General features: G+C 74.6%; 13 protein-coding genes. 10 read left to right on the top strand and 3 right to left on the bottom strand.

Features of this window, described 5'->3' with window-relative positions; translation table 11 throughout:
• The first annotated feature begins 207 nt into the window (after nt 1-207).
• From C5508_RS16595 to C5508_RS16550, 10 genes are all read left to right on the top strand, one after another.
• On the top strand, nt 208-1,059 hold the full coding sequence (locus tag C5508_RS16595) for a hypothetical protein (protein WP_104526047.1): 852 nt from the start codon (nt 208-210) through the stop codon (nt 1,057-1,059).
• 139 nt (nt 1,060-1,198) lie between these two features.
• Entirely contained in the window at nt 1,199-1,600 is a 402-nt protein-coding gene (locus C5508_RS16590; protein ID WP_232797218.1) for a MarR family winged helix-turn-helix transcriptional regulator, read from the top strand.
• 85 nt (nt 1,601-1,685) lie between these two features.
• On the top strand, nt 1,686-3,176 hold the full coding sequence (locus C5508_RS16585) for an HAD-IIIA family hydrolase (RefSeq protein ID WP_104526050.1): 1,491 nt from the start codon (nt 1,686-1,688) through the stop codon (nt 3,174-3,176).
• Nucleotides 3,173-4,174, top strand: coding sequence for a glycosyltransferase family 9 protein (locus C5508_RS16580; protein WP_104526045.1), 1,002 nt, complete (start codon nt 3,173-3,175; stop codon nt 4,172-4,174). Before C5508_RS16585 ends, C5508_RS16580 begins: the two co-directional genes overlap by 4 nt.
• The gene (locus tag C5508_RS16575; protein WP_104526044.1) at nt 4,171-5,151 is read left to right on the top strand and encodes a glycosyltransferase; all 981 of its coding nucleotides are present in this window, start codon (nt 4,171-4,173) and stop codon (nt 5,149-5,151) included. Before C5508_RS16580 ends, C5508_RS16575 begins: the two co-directional genes overlap by 4 nt.
• The gene (locus C5508_RS16570; protein ID WP_104526043.1) at nt 5,148-6,395 is read left to right on the top strand and encodes a glycosyltransferase; all 1,248 of its coding nucleotides are present in this window, start codon (nt 5,148-5,150) and stop codon (nt 6,393-6,395) included. The genes C5508_RS16575 and C5508_RS16570 overlap by 4 nt, the downstream gene beginning before the upstream one ends.
• On the top strand, nt 6,392-7,099 hold the full coding sequence (locus C5508_RS16565) for a D-sedoheptulose-7-phosphate isomerase (protein WP_232797217.1): 708 nt from the start codon (nt 6,392-6,394) through the stop codon (nt 7,097-7,099). Before C5508_RS16570 ends, C5508_RS16565 begins: the two co-directional genes overlap by 4 nt.
• Entirely contained in the window at nt 7,096-8,460 is a 1,365-nt protein-coding gene (rfaE2, locus tag C5508_RS16560) for a D-glycero-beta-D-manno-heptose 1-phosphate adenylyltransferase (protein WP_104526042.1), read from the top strand. Before C5508_RS16565 ends, rfaE2 begins: the two co-directional genes overlap by 4 nt.
• On the top strand, nt 8,460-9,488 hold the full coding sequence (locus C5508_RS16555) for a glycosyltransferase family 9 protein (RefSeq protein ID WP_104526041.1): 1,029 nt from the start codon (nt 8,460-8,462) through the stop codon (nt 9,486-9,488). Before rfaE2 ends, C5508_RS16555 begins: the two co-directional genes overlap by 1 nt.
• Nucleotides 9,489-9,528: 40 nt before the next feature.
• Nucleotides 9,529-11,406 (top strand): hypothetical protein, encoded by a 1,878-nt coding sequence (locus C5508_RS16550; RefSeq protein ID WP_104526040.1) that lies wholly within the window; start codon nt 9,529-9,531, stop codon nt 11,404-11,406.
• A gap of 13 nt (nt 11,407-11,419) precedes the next feature.
• Here the strand turns inward: C5508_RS16550 and C5508_RS16545 are convergent, their stop codons facing one another.
• The 3 genes from C5508_RS16545 to C5508_RS16535 all read right to left on the bottom strand — a co-directional run bounded on the left by C5508_RS16545 (nt 11,420) and on the right by C5508_RS16535 (nt 15,704).
• Nucleotides 11,420-13,015, bottom strand: a complete 1,596-nt coding sequence (locus C5508_RS16545; RefSeq protein WP_232797216.1) for a VWA domain-containing protein — start codon at nt 13,013-13,015, stop codon at nt 11,420-11,422.
• A 169-nt stretch (nt 13,016-13,184) separates the two neighbouring features.
• A complete protein-coding gene (locus C5508_RS16540) occupies nt 13,185-14,168 on the bottom strand; it encodes a UDP-glucuronic acid decarboxylase family protein (protein ID WP_104526038.1) in 984 nt (327 codons plus the stop codon).
• Between the two features lie 225 nt (nt 14,169-14,393).
• Nucleotides 14,394-15,704 (bottom strand): ABC transporter substrate-binding protein, encoded by a 1,311-nt coding sequence (locus tag C5508_RS16535; protein WP_104526048.1) that lies wholly within the window; start codon nt 15,702-15,704, stop codon nt 14,394-14,396.
• Between the last annotated feature and the right edge of the window lie 11 nt (nt 15,705-15,715).

The following is a 15,715-nucleotide window of genomic DNA, read 5'->3' as shown; positions in this document are numbered from 1 at the left end:
TTGAGAATTATTGTTGATTTGTTATCTGTTTTGTCGTTATACTACTATTTTAGACTAGTATAATACACTTATGTGCATGTTCAGCGTCAGTTGGTGTTATGTGGTAACTTAAGAACTGTTATTTTGTTGAATGATACGGCTACCACCGATATCTACACTAGCCTCGTCTGCGTTAGCGTCAGAGGCGTATAAGAGACAGCGTACACGGTGCGCCTCGCCACGACGCGCCGGCCCGCGGGCGAGGACGAGGTCCTCCTCGTGGCCCAGGGCACCGCGATCCTGCAGACCGGCGACGTCGCCCCGGGCGAGACCATCGACCCGCGGCTGGAGTTCACCGCCGGCGACGGCTCGGGCGTCACCTACGTCGACGAGCTCGAGGACTACACCCTGACCCGGCCGACGACGGAGGACTGCGAGGCGGTGCGGAACCCGCCGCCGACCCCGCCCTCGACGCCCACCGCCACGGTGGAGCCGACGACCCCGAGCGCCTCGCCGTCCGACGGCGGGTCCACCGGCACCAGCACGCGGCCGACCACCCCCTCGAGCTCCTCGCGCCCGACGACGCCCGGCCCTCCACCGAACACGCCGACGAGCACCTCCGGCAGTGTCGGCGCACCGACCGCGGGCCGGCCGACCGCCGACGACGACCGGCCCACCTCCGGCGGCACCGTGATCCCCGGCGGCACCGTGACGCTGCGCGGCGCCGGCTTCCTGCCCGGGGAGCGGGTCGACGTCCTGCTGCGGGGCACCGAGACCGTGATCGGCACGGCCACCGCCGACCCCGGCGGCGAAATCCGTGTCGACGTCGTCATCCCGGAGGCGGCCGAGACCGGCCCCGCCACCCTCGACCTGGTCGGCGCGGACTCCGCCACCTCCACGGGGGTGGACCTCCAGGTGGCAGCCCTCGACGACGAGGTCGGGGGATCCGGGGGAGCGCTCGCCCTGGCGTCCCTCGTCGCCGCGGCCGTGGCGCTGGTCGGCACCGTGGGTGCGCTCGTGTCCGCCCTGGGGCGACAGCACGCCGAGCGCCGCGGCCGGCACTCCCCGCGCAGCGCCTGACGGCGGTTTCGGCGTCCCCCGATCGGGGGACCCCGGCCCCGTGCAACGGACCGAGGACGCGCTCGCGCGGAGTGTCCCGAGGGATGCCGCCGCTCTTCCCGGAGTCGCTCCCCGACCCGCCGAGACGTGGTCGCGGATCGTGCAGGTGCACGACCGCATCACCCGGCGGGTCGACTCGGCGCTCCACCGCCACCACGACCTCTCGCTCACCGGCTTCGAGGCGCTGCGCCGCATCGCCGAGTCGCCGGGCGAGCGGACCTCCATGGGCGACGTCGCCGAGGCCGTGGGGCTCTCCCGGCCCGGCGTGACCAGCACGATCGGCCGGCTGGTCGCCCAGGGGCTGGTCGTCCGCGAGCGCGGCGACGGGGACCGGCGCCTGCTGCACGCCCGGCTCACCCCGGCCGGCCGCCAGCGGGTCGAGGAGGCCGCCGTCACCCACGACGAGATGGTGGCCCACCTGCTGGGCCTGCTCGGCGACGACGTCGCCGTCGTCACCGACGCGCTGGCGCGCGTCTCGGCCGCCACCCGCGAACGTCGCTGAGGACGTCCACCTCTCGACCACCCGGGCACCGGGACACTTCAAGCCCGTAGTGTTTCGCCGCCCCGAGATCGGGCACGAGCCGATCATGCTCGAGCAGGTGACGGTGGTGGTGCCCACGATCGGGCGGCCCTCGCTCGACGTGCTGCTCGACGCGCTCGCCGCCGCTCCCGGGCCGCGGCCCGCCGAGCTCATCCTGGTCGACGACCGCCCGACCGGGGAGCCGCTGCGCCCCGAGCGCCCGGGGCTGCCGCCGGTCCGCGTCGTCCGCACCGGTGGCGGTGGACCGGCCCGGGCCCGCAATCTGGGCTGGCGGACCGCACGCACCCAGTGGATCGCCTTCCTCGACGACGACGTCGTGACCGATCCCGACTGGTACGAGCGCCTCGCGCAGGACCTGACGGGGCTGGCCCCGGACGTGGCCGGCAGCCAGGGCCGGGTGCGGGTCCCGCTGCCCGAGGACCGGCGCCCCACCGACTGGGAGCGCGGCACCGCCGGCCTGGCCACCTCCAGCTGGATCACCGCCGACCTCGCCTACCGCCGCGCCGCACTGGCTGCGGTCGGCGGCTTCGACGAGCGCTTCCCCCGGGCCTTCCGGGAGGACTCGGACCTCGCGCTGCGGGTCATGGACACCGGGTCGCGGCTGGTGCGCGGCGAGCGGTGGATCACCCACCCGGTGCGCCCGGCCGACCGCTGGGTCAGCGTGCGCGTGCAGGCCGGCAACGCCGACGACGTCCTCATGCGCCGGCTGCACGGACCCGACTGGCGCGACCGCGCCGACGCCGCACTGGGCCGCCGGCCGCAGCACACGGCCGTCACCGCGGCGGCGCTGGCCGCCCTCGGCCTCGCCGTCGCGGGGAAGCGGCGGGCCGCGCTGGCCGCGGCCGCCGGCTGGGCCGCCGGCACCGCGGAGTTCGCGTGGCGGCGGATCGCCCCGGGGCCGCGCGACCGCGCCGAGGTGAGCACGATGCTCACCACCAGCGCGCTCATCCCACCGCTGGCCACCTGGCACTGGCTGCGCGGGGTCGTGCAGCACGTGGGCGTGCGCAGGTGGCGGGGGCTGCCCGACCTGGTGCTCTTCGACCGCGACGGCACCCTCGTGCACGACTACCCCTACAACGGCGACCCGGAGTGGGTGCGTCCGGTCGACGGCGCCAAGGACGCGCTGGACCGGCTCCGTGCCCGTGGGGTACGGATAGGTGTGGTGAGCAACCAGTCCGGCGTCGCCCGCGGGCTCATCACCCGCGAGCAGGTCGACGCCTGCATGACGCGGCTCGAGGAGCTGCTCGGACCGTTCGACACCGTCCAGTTCTGCCCGCACGGTCCCGAGGACGGCTGCGCCTGCCGCAAGCCGGCCCCGGGGATGGTGAAGGCCGCCTGCGAGGCGTTGGACGTGGACCCGGCGCGCTGCGTCGTCATCGGCGACATCGGGGCCGACGTCGAAGCGGCCGCCGCCGCGGGAGCGGTCGGGATCATGGTGCCCACACCGGTCACCCGGAAGGCCGAGATCGACGCCGCACCCCTGGCGCTGGCGACCCTGCCCGAGGCCGTCGATGCGGTGCTGGACGGCTCCTGGTGACGCGGACGGTGCTCGTCGCCCGGCTCGACAACGCCGGCGACGTGCTCCTCCAGGGCCCGCTGGTGCGCGCCGTGGCCAACGGCGCCGACCGGGTGGTGTTCCTCGCCGGCCCGGCGGGTGCCGCCGCGGCCGGCCTGCTCCCCGGCGTCGACGACGTCTGGACCTGGTCCTGCCCCTGGATCCTCGGGGACCCGCCGCCGGTCGGCGCCGACGACCTCGCCGCGCTCACCGAGCGCGTGCGGGACCTGGCGCCCGCCGAGGCGGTGATCTCCACGTCGTTCCACCAGTCGCCCCTGCCCCTGGCCCTGCTGCTGCGCGCCGCGGGGGTGCCGCGGATCTCGGCGATCAGCGTCGACTACCCCGGTTCGCTGCTCGACGTGCGGCACTCGGTGGACGACGACCTCCCCGAACCCGAGCGGGCGCTCTCGCTCGCCCGGGCCGCGGGGTTCCAGCTGCCCGACGGCGACGACGGGCGACTCTCCGTGCGGCGGCCCCTGCCCGCGGCCGCGCACGACCCGGGTTACGTCGTCCTGCACCCCGGCGCCTCGGTGCCCGCCCGGGCCTGGCCCACGCAGCGGTGCACGGAGGCCGTCGAGGCGCTCGCCGACGCCGGCCACCGCGTGCTGGTCACCGGCGGGCCGGCCGAGCGGGAGCTCACCGCCGTCGTCGCCGGCACCCGGGGCGTCGACCTCGGGGGGGCGACCTCGTTGGCGGAGATGGCCGCGCTGCTCGACGGCGCGGCGGCCGTCGTCGTCGGCAACACCGGCCCGGCGCACCTCGCCGCCGCGGTGGGGACGCCGGTCGTCTCGCTCTTCTCGCCGGTGGTGCCGGCCACGCGGTGGGCGCCCTACGGCGTGCCGACCGTGCTGCTCGGCGACCAGTCGGCCCCCTGCCGGAACACCCGGGCCCGCGAGTGCCCGGTGCCCGGCCATCCCTGCCTGAACTCGGTCACCGCGCACGACGTGGTGGCGGCCGTCGAGAAGCTGGTGAGCGCGTGAAGATCCTGCTGTGGCACGTGCACGGGTCGTGGACGACGGCGTTCGTCCAGGGGCGGCACGAGTACCTGCTGCCCGTGGTGCCCGATCGAGGCCCGGACGGCCTGGGTCGGGCCCGCACCTGGGACTGGCCGGCGTCGGCGCGCGAGGTGACGCCGGAGCAGCTACGGGCCGAGGACGTCGACGTCGTCGTGCTCCAGCGCCGGCGCGACCTGGAGCTGGTCCGCGAGTGGCTGGGGCGCGAGCCCGGCCGCGACCTGCCCGCCGTCTTCCTGGAGCACAACGCCCCGGGCCTGGAGCCCGGCGACGGACCGGTTCCGCACACCCGGCACCCGATGGCCGACCAGGCCGACATCCCGATCGCGCACGTCACGTACTTCAACCAGCTGTTCTACGACAACGGACGCGCGCCGACGACGGTGATCGAGCACGGCATCGTCGACCCGGGGGAGCGGTACACCGGTGAGCTGCCGCATGCCGCCGTGGTCACGAACGAGCCGGTGCGCCGCGGGCGGACAGTCGGCGCCGACCTGCTGCCCGGGCTGGCGCAGGCGGCCCCGGTCGACGTCTTCGGCATGGGGCTGACCGGGCTGCACGAGCAGTACGGCCTGGACCCGGCGCGCGTCACGCTGTTCGACGACCCGCCGCAGGCCGCCATGCACGCCGAGCTGGCCCGCCGCCGGGTGTACGTGCACCCGGTGCGCTGGACCTCGCTCGGGCTCTCGCTGCTGGAGGCCATGCACCTGGGCCTGCCGGTGGTCGGCCTGGCCACCACCGAGGTGGTGGAGGCGGTCCCCGCCGAGGCCGGCGTCCTCTCCACCCGCCCCGAGCGGCTGTGGACCGCCGTCCGGGAGTTCGTGCACGACGAGGACGCCGCCCGGCTGGCGGGCAAGGCCGCTCGCGCCGCGGCCCTGGAGCGCTACGGACTCGACCGCTTCCTGCGCGACTGGGATGCGCTCCTGGAGGAGGTCACCCGATGAGAACCGAGCAGCCGGGCACGTACCGGCTCAAGATCGACCTGGTGTCCGAGCACGCCAGCCCGCTCGCCGCGATCGGCGGAGTCGACGCCGGCGGGCAGAACGTGCACGTCGCCGCCCTGGCCGCCGGCCTTGCCGAACGCGGGCACGAGGTCACGGTGCACACCCGCCGCGACGACGCCACGCTGCCGGAACGGGTCGTGGTGCAGGACGGCGGCTACAACGTCGTCCACGTGACCGCCGGCCCCGCCGAGGCGCTGCCCAAGGACGAGCTGCTCCAGCACATGCCCGCCTTCGCGCGGGTGCTCCGGCGCGGCTGGACCGCCACACCTCCCGACGTCGTGCACGCGCACTTCTGGATGAGCGGTCTGGCCTCGGTGGAGGCCGCGGCCAGCCTGTTGCGACCGGTGCCGGTGCTGCAGACCTTCCACGCGCTGGGCTCAGTGAAGCGGCGGCACCAGGGCGACGCCGACACCTCGCCCGCCGAGCGCATCGACCTCGAACGCGGGCTGTGCCGCGACGTGAGCCACGTGGTGGCCACCTGCTCCGACGAGGTGTTCGAGCTGCGCCGCCTGGGTCTGACCACCGACCGCGTCTCGATCGTGCCGTGCGGGGTCGACACCGCCGTGTTCACGCCGAACGGCCCGGCCGCACCGCGCGGCGAGCGCAAGCGGCTGCTCGTGCTCGGCCGGATCGTCGAGCGCAAGGGGCAGGACGACGCCGTGCGTGCCCTGCGGGCGGTCCCCGACGCCGAGCTCGTCGTCGTCGGCGGTCCGCCGGTGGCCGAGCTGGACGGCGACCCGGAGGTCCGCCGGCTGCGCGCCGTGGCCGCCGAGGCCGGGGTCGCCGACCGCCTGGTGTTCACCGGCGCCGTCGCCCGCGCCGACGTGCCGGCCTGGATCCGCTCGTCCGACGTCGTCCTCGCGGTGCCCTGGTACGAACCCTTCGGCATCACCCCGCTGGAGGCCATGGCCTGCGGGCGGCCCGTCGTCGCCACCGCCGTCGGCGGCCTGCAGGACTCCGTCGCCGACGGCGTCACCGGCGACCTCGTGCCGCCGCGCGACCCCGGCCGGCTCGGCGAGGCCCTCGCCGCCCTGCTGGCCGACGACGACCGACGCGCCGCCTACGGCGCGGCCGGCGTGCAGCGGGCGCGCACCCGCTACCGCTGGAGCCGGGTCGTCGCCGACACCGAGACCGTCTACCGGCAGGTCCTGGCCCGCCGCCGTTCCGTGGAGGTCGCACGATGAGCATCCCCCCGCACTCCTTCCGCGAGAACGTGGCGCAGGACCCGGCGCCGGGGGCAGGTGCTCGCGACGTGCCCGCGCCGGACACCTGCACGCACCTCACCGGCGCCGACCACGTGGCCTCGCTGACCGCGGCGCTGGGCTCGCTGAACGCCCAGCTGCCCGCGCTGGACCGGTGGGGCCGGCTGGTCGCCGACACGTTGTGCGGCGAGAACCGCGGCCGGCTGCTGGCGGCGGGCAACGGCGGGAGCGCGGCCCAGGCCCAGCACCTCACCGCCGAGCTGGTCGGCCGCTACCGGGCCGACCGGCCGCCGTTCTCCGCGATCTGCCTGACCGCGGAGACCTCCTCGCTCACCGCGATCGCCAACGACTACCCGGCCGACGAGCTGTTCGCCCGGCAGGTCGAGGCGCACGGCCGCCCCGGCGACGTCCTCGTGCTGCTCTCCACCTCGGGCCGCTCGCCCAACGCCGTGGCCGCGGCGAGGCGCGCCCGCGAGTGCGGGATCACCGTGCTGGCGATGACCGGCCCGGCGCCGAACCCGCTCGCGGCCGTGGCCGACGACGCCGTGTGCATCGACTCCCCGTGGACCGCGACCGTGCAGGAGTGCCACCTCGTCGCGCTGCACCTGCTCTGCGCCGCGTTCGACGAGGCGGTGCTCGCCGAGCCCGCCCGCGTGCCCGGCCCCTCGTTCCAGGTGGCCGAGTGAGCGGCCGGCCGCTGGTCGTCGTCGGTGACGCGCTGCTCGACGTCGACCTGGTCGGGAGCGCTTCCCGGCTGACCCCCGACGCGCCGGTGCCGGTGGTCGAGGACATCGAGCGGCGGGAGCGCCCCGGCGGCGCGGCGCTGGCCGCCGTCATCGCCGCCGCGGCGGGCTCCCGCGAGGTCGTGCTCGTGGCGCCGCTGGATCGCGACGACGGCGCCGACCGGCTGCGCGCCCTGCTCGCCGGCCGGGTGCGGCTGATCGAGATCCCCGCCTCCGGGGGCACCGCGGTCAAGCAGCGGGTGCGGGTGGGCGACCACTCCGTGGCCCGGCTGGACAGCGGCGCGCCGGTGGCCACGCTGGGCGCGCTGCCCGCCGAGGCCGCCGAAGCGATCCGGAACGCCGCCGCCGTGCTGGTGGCCGACTACGGCCGTGGGACGACGGCGGCCGCCGACGTGCGGGCCGCGCTGGCAACGGCCCGGGGCCCGGTCGTGTGGGATCCGCACCCGCGCGGTGCCGACCCGGTGCGCGGGGTCCGGCTGGTGACGCCGAACGCCGCCGAGGCCGCTCGCGTGGTCCCCGGCGTGGACGGCGGCGGACTGGCCGCGGTCGGCGCCCGGGCCGAGGCCCTCATCGGGGAGTGGGGTGTCGGCGCGGTCGCGGTGACCATGGGCGCCCGCGGTGCCCTGCTCTCCTACGGCTCCGGAGCGCCGATGGTGGTGCCCGCCGCCGCGGTGACCGGTGGCGATCCGTGCGGCGCCGGCGACTCGTTCGCGGCGTCGGCCGCCCTGGCCCTCGCCGACGGCGCGGTCACCGGCGAGGCGGTCGCGGCGGCGGTCGCCTTCGCGTCGGCGTTCGTCGCCCGCGGTGGCGCCACCGCCTGGGACGTCGAGGACCACGTTCCCGACGGTACGGCCGAGCCCGGCGTCGACGGGGTTCTCGCCCGGGTGCGCGCCGCCAGCGGCACCGTCGTCGCCACCGGTGGCTGCTTCGACCTGCTGCACCCCGGCCACGTCGCCACCCTGCGGGCCGCCCGAGGGCTGGGCGACTGCCTCGTGGTCTGCATCAACTCCGACGACTCGGTGCGCCGGCTCAAGGGCCCCTCGCGGCCGCTGGTCAGCGCGCCGGACCGGGCCCGGGTGCTCGAGGCGCTGGAGTTCGTCGACGCCGTCGTCGTGTTCGACGAGGACACCCCCTCGGCGGTGCTCGAGCGGCTGCGCCCCGACGTGTGGGCCAAGGGCGGCGACTACGCGGGCGCGGATCTGCCCGAGGCCGAGGTGCTGCGTACCTGGGGCGGTCAGGCCGTCGTCCTGCCCTACCTGGACGGCCACTCGACGACGGCGCTGGTCGAGCGCTCCCGGACGTGATGACGGACCCCGCCGACCCCGACGCGGCCCTCCTGCAGGGTCCCGCCGCGAGCGCGCGAGCGGTGGGGGGCAGGAGGGTCCTTCTGCTGCGGCCGCTGGGGCTCGGGGACCTGCTCACCGGCGTCCCCGCGATCCGGGCGGTCCGGGCCGCCGTGCCCGACCACCGGCTGGTCCTGGCGACGACGACCGCGCTGGAGCCCCTCGCCCGGCTGATCGACGCCGTCGACGAGGTGCTGCCCGCCCGCGAGCTGGAGCCGCTGGACTGGACCGGTCCGCCACCGGAGCTCGCCGTGGACCTGCACGGCAAGGGCCCGGCCTCGCACGCGGTGGTCGCCGACCTGCGTCCCGGACGGCTGCTCACCTTCGACAGCCCCGGCTACCCCGGGCCCACCTGGTACGCCGACGAGCACGAGGTCCGCCGATGGTGCCGGCTGGTCTCCGAGGGGCTGGGGGTCGACGCCGATCCCGACGCGCTCGACCTCGCCGTCCCGGCCGTGCCGCCCCCGGTGCGCGACGTCGCCGTCGTCCACCCCGGGGCCGCCTATCCCGGGCGACGCTGGCCCGCGGACCGGTTCGCCGCCGTCGCCCGCCACCTCGCCGACGCGGGCTCCGACGTGCGGATCACCGGCGGTCCGGGCGAGGTGGAGCTGGCGCGGTCGGTCGCCTCGGCCGCAGGGCTCGGCGAGGACGCGGTGCTGGCCGGGCGGACGACGTCGATGGAGCTCGCCGCCGTGGTGGCCGCGGCCCGCGTCGTCGTCTGCGGCGACACCGGGGTGGCCCACCTCGCGACCGCGTACCGGCGCCCCTCGGTGGTGCTGTTCGGCCCCGTCTCGCCCGCCCTGTGGGGTCCGCCGCCGCGCCCCCAGCACGTGGTGCTGTGGCACGGCTCGGTCCACGGCGGCACCGGCGACCCGTGGGGCACAACGCTCGACCCGGCCCTGGCTCGCATCACGGTCGACGAGGTCGTGGACGCGCTCGACGGCCTGGTCGCACATGCCCACCTTCCGCGGAACGCCTCCGGTCACTAGCCTGCCCGCGACCCCGTCGCCCGGGGACGGCACGGGGTGGATGGTGGACGCAGGGAATCGATACGCGCTCCGGGTCGCGACCGCGTTGCTCAACGCGGTCCTGCTGGCCGGGTGCACGCAAGCCGCGCCGGAGGTGGAGCGGGAGGAGGTGGCAGCGGCCCGGGCGACGGCGGGCGAGCCCACCACCGTCCAGGTCGGCGGCATCCGCGTCACGGTCCCCGCTGACGGCGTTCCCGCGGGCAGCACGCTCCAGGTCGAGGCGCGGGACGTACCGGCCGGGGAACTCCCGGCCCACCTCGTCGCGGCCGGCGACTCCGCGGCGGTGGTCGAGCTGGACGGCGGCGCTCTCTCGCAGCCGGCCACCGTCTCCTTCCCCGTCCCGGAGGACGCCGTCGACGCGGACTTCTTCCCCGTGGTCGTCTGGGAGGACGGCGAGGGCGGCTGGCGCTGGCTGCCGGCCGAGTACACCCCCGGCGACGCCACGATCACCGCGTCCACCGACCACTTCTCGTGGGGCTTCCTCGGGAAGATCGACGTGAAGAAGTGGGCGGCCGACCGCAAGGACGACGCCGTCGGCTTCCTGTCCGGTCGCGCCGGCGTCGAGCAGCCGCGCTGCGGCGACGAAGATGCGGCCCGCGCGGACGGGACCGAGGTGGCGTCGGACGCTGGCGACAGCGTGAAGTGGTGCGTCGGGGTCGAGCGCGGTCAGCGGATCATGAGGATCGCCAACAACCGGCGCACGTTCACCCAGGTGACCTATCCCAGCGGGTGGAAGGTTGCCGAGTCCTCCGACCCGTCGGTGTCGCTCGAGGCGCTCAACCACGCGTTCTCCACCGGGGCCGCCGCGGTCTCGGCCCCGCGCGGGATGTCGGTCCGGGTGATCAGCGGCGGGGACACGCTCACCCTCGTCGTCACCCCGGGCAGTTCCGGCACGGTGCTGGCCGAGGTGAGCTTCTTCGGCTGGGCGCTGAGCGCTCTGCAGTTCGGGGTCGAGACGTACGCGGCGGTGGCCTCGGCGGCGTCGCAGACAGCCGGCAAGGCCGCGACGAACGCCTGGGACGAGATCATGGCCGCGATCCGGAGCGGCGCCGACACCGCCGTGGGCGACGACTACCAGGCGGCGTTCGCGGCCTGCTCGCTGAACGCGGGGGAGTTCAGCGGCGAACTCCCGTCGTTCGCCGGCGACCTGACCCGGTACGCCTGGACGTGCGTGCCGAACCTCATGCAGGCCTACTGGAAGAACTCGCCGGTGACCTTCTTCGCGAAGGCCGTCGTGCTCGCCACCGTCGCCACGGTCGTGAGCCTGGTGTACTCCGCGCTGAACCTGCTGATCACCGGCGTCCGGGAGATCGTTGACTCGATCGCCAGCTTCGGCGGCCGCAGCGACCCGATCTACGACATCGTCCTGGCCACCCCAAAGCCCACGGATCCCTACGCGGTGCGGTTCGACGGGATCGGCGACTTCACCTTGTCGCTCACCGCCGACGACCTGAGCGCTCGCGGCTTCGTGAACGAGGGAAATCTGTACGAGGGCATGGAGGCGGCCTGCGTCCGGTACGCCAGGGACGGCGACCCGGTAGGCGCGAGCGTCGACTCTGCCACGGGCCGGGTGCTCGCACTCTCCAACGCGGGTGGCGCTCCGCTGTACACCGAGGTCGGAGGTCTGCGGGCCGGCTCCACGCTGGCCGAGGTGCGCGAGGTGTTCTCCCGCCCCGGTCACCAGATCAGCGAGCTGCTGGACCTCGACTTCGGGCAGGGCACCAACGGGGTGATCATCACCAGCTCCGGCGGCGCGATCGGTCTGGCCCTGGACGACGCCTCGCCCGCCGACTACGCCAGCGGCGCAGCGACGGTGAGCCACGTCGCGGGGGTGGGTCTGCCCGGCCACGCGCCGACCAACATGGAGGACGGCTGTTGACCGCGCCGAGGGGTCAGCCGCGCTGGCGGAGGGCGTCGAACAGCACTGTCTGCAGGTCGCTCTCGTCGACGGCCGAGTACGCCGCACCGCCGGTGGCCTCGGCGATCCGCTCCAGCACCCTGAGGTCGGCGTCCGGGCCCAGGGCCACGCCGATCACCTTGATCGGCCGCGCCGGGTCGGCTTCGGCGGCCAGGGTGGACAGCAGGGCCTCCAGCGTCACGCCGTCCGCATCGTCCTCGTTGGTGCCGTCGGTGAGGACCAGGACGCTGTTGACCGCGGTCGGGTCGTAGTCCTCCCGCGCGGCCCGGACCGCGGCCAGCGTGGTGTCGTACAGCCCCGTGCCACCGGCGGTCAGCCGTCCGGGGATGGTGTCCAGCTGGTCGTCCAGGACGTCGCGCTGGGTGCTGCCGTCGACCTCCGCGGCGAGCTCGCGCGTGGGGACCAGCGACACCCAGTCGCGGTCGCCCTCCAGCTCGTAGGCGAACGCCCACAGGCCCAGCGCGTAGTTGCCGGGCACCAGTGACAGCGTGCTCTTCGCGGCGTCGCGGGCCAGCGTCGCCCGGGTGCCGTCGCCCACGGGGGCCTCCATCGACGTCGACACGTCGAAGACCGCCAGGATCCGGGACGGCGCCGCGAGGCTGGAGAGCCGGGCGAGCAGCCCCTGCACCTCCGCCGGGTCCAGCGAGAGGGTCTCCGGGGCGTCCTCGGCGATGCCCGTGGCCTTCCCGGCGCGCGGCGGCGCGCTGCCCTCGGGGCCGCGGAAGCCCGCGTCCCGCACGGCGACCTGGGCGTCCTCGGACAGCAGCCGGCGCACGACCGCCTCGACCGCCTCCTCCTCGTCTTCCTCGCCCGAGGGGGACCCGACACGCAGCACCGGGTAGTCCAGCGACGGGGTGCCCTCGGCCGGGTAGACGGCCACGAGCCGGGAGTCCGCGGCGGCGTCGTTGGCGGCGTAGACCTCCTGCTCGCTCATCGGCACCAGCGGCGCCTGGGCGCTGCCCCCGGTGCCGGCGGTCAGGGCGTCCGCGGGGGAGGGGGAGGCATTGCGGGCGGCGGCCAGCACGGCCTGCACGACGGCGTTGTCGGCGTCCTCGTCACCGCCCAGGGAGGTCCGCACCGCGGCGAGGGCCGACAGGCCCTCCGCGCTCGCGGCGAGATCGGGCACGGCGAGCGGGCGCCCGCTGCCGACCGCCTGCCCCCAGGTCGGGGCCAGGCCCAGCCAGCCCAGCTCGCCGGCCGCCGCGCGGCTCGTGGCCAGGACGACGGGGGAGAGCGCCATCGATCCCGCCTGGTCGAGCGTCGCCTTCCCGGCGCGGGCCGTCCAGAGGGAGGAGTCGGGCACCCAGACGTCGGGCAGCGCGTCGGCCTCGAGCGCGCTCAGGTCACCGGAGGTCTGCAGCGGCTCCTGCGCGGTCACGACCGGATCGACGCAGGCGTCCTCGTCCGCGGCGACGTCGGCCAGCAGGTCCTCGGTGAGGCCGGCCAGCTCCGGGGCGACCGTGACGTCGACCGTCCGGCGGTCACCGCAGCCGCTTCCGGTGACCCACCAGACGATGCCGCCGAGGAGCAGCAGCACGGCCAGGCCGGCGGCGAGAAGGACGGGGGGCACCGGACGGCGGTGACCTGCGGGATCGGCGTGGCGGCCCATGCTCGCTCTCTGGTTCGACTCGGGGGTGGTGCGGCTCCCCCCGAGCCCGCGCCGTCCAGATTAGAGGGGCGGGCGCGCCCCTCGGTGTGACCCCCGACACCTGCCGGCGTCGGTACTGGTCACATCCGGCTCAGACCGCCTGCGCCCGGGTGCGCTGCGCGGTGAACCACTCCACCGTGCGGCGGAGGCCGTCCTCCGAGCGCACCCGTGGCTGCCAGCCGAGCAGCTCCTGGGCGCGCGTCGTGTCGGGGCGGCGGACCTTCGGGTCGTCGACCGGCAGGTCGATGTAGTCGATCGGGGAGGACGAGCCGGTGAGCTCGACGATCCACTCGGCCAGCCGGAGCATCGACAGCTCGTCGGGATTGCCGATGTTGATCGGGCCGGGCTGGTCGGAGAAGGCCATCGCGAGGATGCCCGCCACCGTGTCGTCGACGAAGCAGATGGAACGCGTCTGCGACCCGTCCCCGGCGACGGTGAGCGGGCGCCCGTCCAGGGCCTGACCGACGAAGGCGGGGATCGCGCGGCCGTCGTCGGCGCGCATCCGCGGCCCGTAGGTGTTGAAGATCCGCACGATGCCGGTGTCGGTGCCCTTCGACGTCCGGTAGGCGGTGGTCATGGCCTCGCTGAACCGCTTGGCCTCGTCGTACACGCCCCGGGGCCCGACGGGGTTGACGTTGCCCCAGTACTCCTCGGTCTGCGGGTGCTGCAGCGGGTCGCCGTACACCTCGGACGTGGAGGCGAGCACGTAGCGGGCGCCCTTCTCGTGGGCGAGTCCCAGGGTGTGCAGGGTGCCGAGGCTACCCACCTTCAGCGTCTCGATCGGCATCTTCAGGTAGTCGATGGGGCTGGCCGGCGAGGCGAAGTGGAGCACGAGGTCGACCGGGCCGGGCACGTGCACGAAGTCGGTGACGTCGCAGCGCACCAGCCGGAACCCCGGGTGCTCCATGAGGTGCACGACGTTCTCGGGGGAGCCGGTGAGGAAGTTGTCGAGGCAGACCACCTCGACCCCGCGCTCCAGGAGCTGCTCGCACAGGTGGGAGCCGAGGAACCCCGCTCCGCCGGTGACGACCGCGCGGCGGATCGTGCGTGCTTCGCGTACCGGACCGGTGCCCATGTCTGTACTCCTCCGTCGTGCGCCCACCCGGACGCGTTCCGCGGCGCTCCTACCCGGCTCGTCCGGGGACACACTTCGACGGTGAAGTGTTCGGTGCCCGGACGCACGACAGCGGGCCGCCGGCTCCCGGAGGAGACCGACGGCCCGCGCCGAAGGTGCTGGAACGGCTCCCTCGCAGGGTCCCGCCGCGAGCGTGCGAGCGGTGGGGGGCGAGGGGTCCTTCGATCAGCCCTCGTACGCCTCCTCGTCCGGGATGCCGTTCTCCGGCGGGGTGGCCGCCTCGCCGTCGAACTCCTCGATCTCGCCACCGTTGATGTCGGTCGTGCGGATCGGCTGGACCTCCTCGGAGCCGGTGCCCACGATCCGCTCGATCGTCATGCCGCCGGTGCCCATGTGGCTCTCCTCGGAGTAGCGGAACGGCGCGAACACCGGACCCTCCCAGTCGGCGCCGACCTGCTCGATGGCCTCGACCAGACCGTCACGGGTCGGGTTCTGGCCGGCCGCCTGCAGCGCCTGGATCGTGGTGTAGGCCATCGCCATGCCGTAGACCCGGTAGTTGGTCAGCTCACCGTCACCGCCGTGGGCGTCCCAGATCTCCTGGAACTGCTGGATCCACGGGTTGTCCGTCATGTCCACCGTCGGCAGGTAGCCGGTGGTCAGCGCGCCGTCGAGCAGGCTCGCGTCGCTCACCTTGCCCTCGGAGAAGCGGTTCAGCAGCGAACCGACGAGGTTCGGGTCCGAGCCCACGTTGGAGTAGAACCACTGCGGCGTGTAGCCCAGCTGCAGGGCGGTCAGCTGCGAGAGCGCCGTGTAGCTGGGCACGTTGAAGCCGACGACGAAGTCGGCGCCGGCCGCCTGCAGCGCCGCGATCTGCGGGCCGACGTTGGTGTTGCCCGGGGTGTAGCGCTCGGCGGCCACGATCTGGTCGTCGATGTACTCCCGGATCCCGGCCTCGCCGTCCTCACCGAAGTCGTCGTCCTGGAGGAAGAGCCCGACCTTGGCGTCCGGGAACTCGTTGGCGATGTACTCGCCGATGATCTTCCCCTCGCTCTCGTAGTCGGTCTGCCAGCCGAAGGTGTACGGGTTGGTCTCCGGGTCCTCGCCCCACAGCAGGGAGCCCGAGGAGACGAAGAGGTCCGGGACGCCCTCGGCGTTCAGGAAGTCGAGGACCGCGCTGTGCGTCGGGGTGCCGAGGCCGCCGACGACGGCGAAGACCTCGTCCTCGAGCACCAGCTGGTTGACCACCGTGCTGGTGTTGGTCGGGTTGTACGCGTCGTCGCGGTAGATGTACTCGATCTGCCGGTCGTAGACGCCGCCGTTCTCGTTGACGTAGTCGAAGTACGCCTGCACGCCGGTGGGGATCTCGCTGTAGCCGGGGGCGGCCACACCGGTGAGCGGGTAGTGCGCACCGATCTTGATGGAGTCCTCGGTGATGCCGACGTCGGAGGCCTCGTTCTCGCCGCCGCAGGCGGCAATGGTGGAGACGACGGTGGCTGCGGCCAGGACGGACACGAGGCGCCGGGAGGATCTGGACAACAGTTCTCCTC

Origin of the sequence: Blastococcus atacamensis, from assembly GCF_002938425.1 — a bacterium.
Lineage (GTDB): Bacteria > Actinomycetota > Actinomycetes > Mycobacteriales > Geodermatophilaceae > Blastococcus > Blastococcus atacamensis.
The sequence above is the reverse complement of the archived record's forward strand: the minus strand, read 5'-3'. Positions and strand labels throughout refer to the sequence as shown.

Excerpts from the sequence above, each read along its gene's own strand:
- C5508_RS16585 (WP_104526050.1), top strand. The coding sequence starts at position 1,686 with ATGCTCGAGCAGGTGACGGTGGTGGTGCCCACGATCGGGCGGCCCTCG.
- C5508_RS16570 (WP_104526043.1), top strand. The coding sequence starts at position 5,148 with ATGAGAACCGAGCAGCCGGGCACGTACCGGCTCAAGATCGACCTGGTG.
- C5508_RS16565 (WP_232797217.1), top strand. The coding sequence starts at position 6,392 with ATGAGCATCCCCCCGCACTCCTTCCGCGAGAACGTGGCGCAGGACCCG.
- C5508_RS16555 (WP_104526041.1), top strand. The coding sequence starts at position 8,460 with ATGACGGACCCCGCCGACCCCGACGCGGCCCTCCTGCAGGGTCCCGCC.
- C5508_RS16550 (WP_104526040.1), top strand. The coding sequence starts at position 9,529 with ATGGTGGACGCAGGGAATCGATACGCGCTCCGGGTCGCGACCGCGTTG.
- C5508_RS16540 (WP_104526038.1), bottom strand. The coding sequence starts at position 14,168 with ATGGGCACCGGTCCGGTACGCGAAGCACGCACGATCCGCCGCGCGGTC.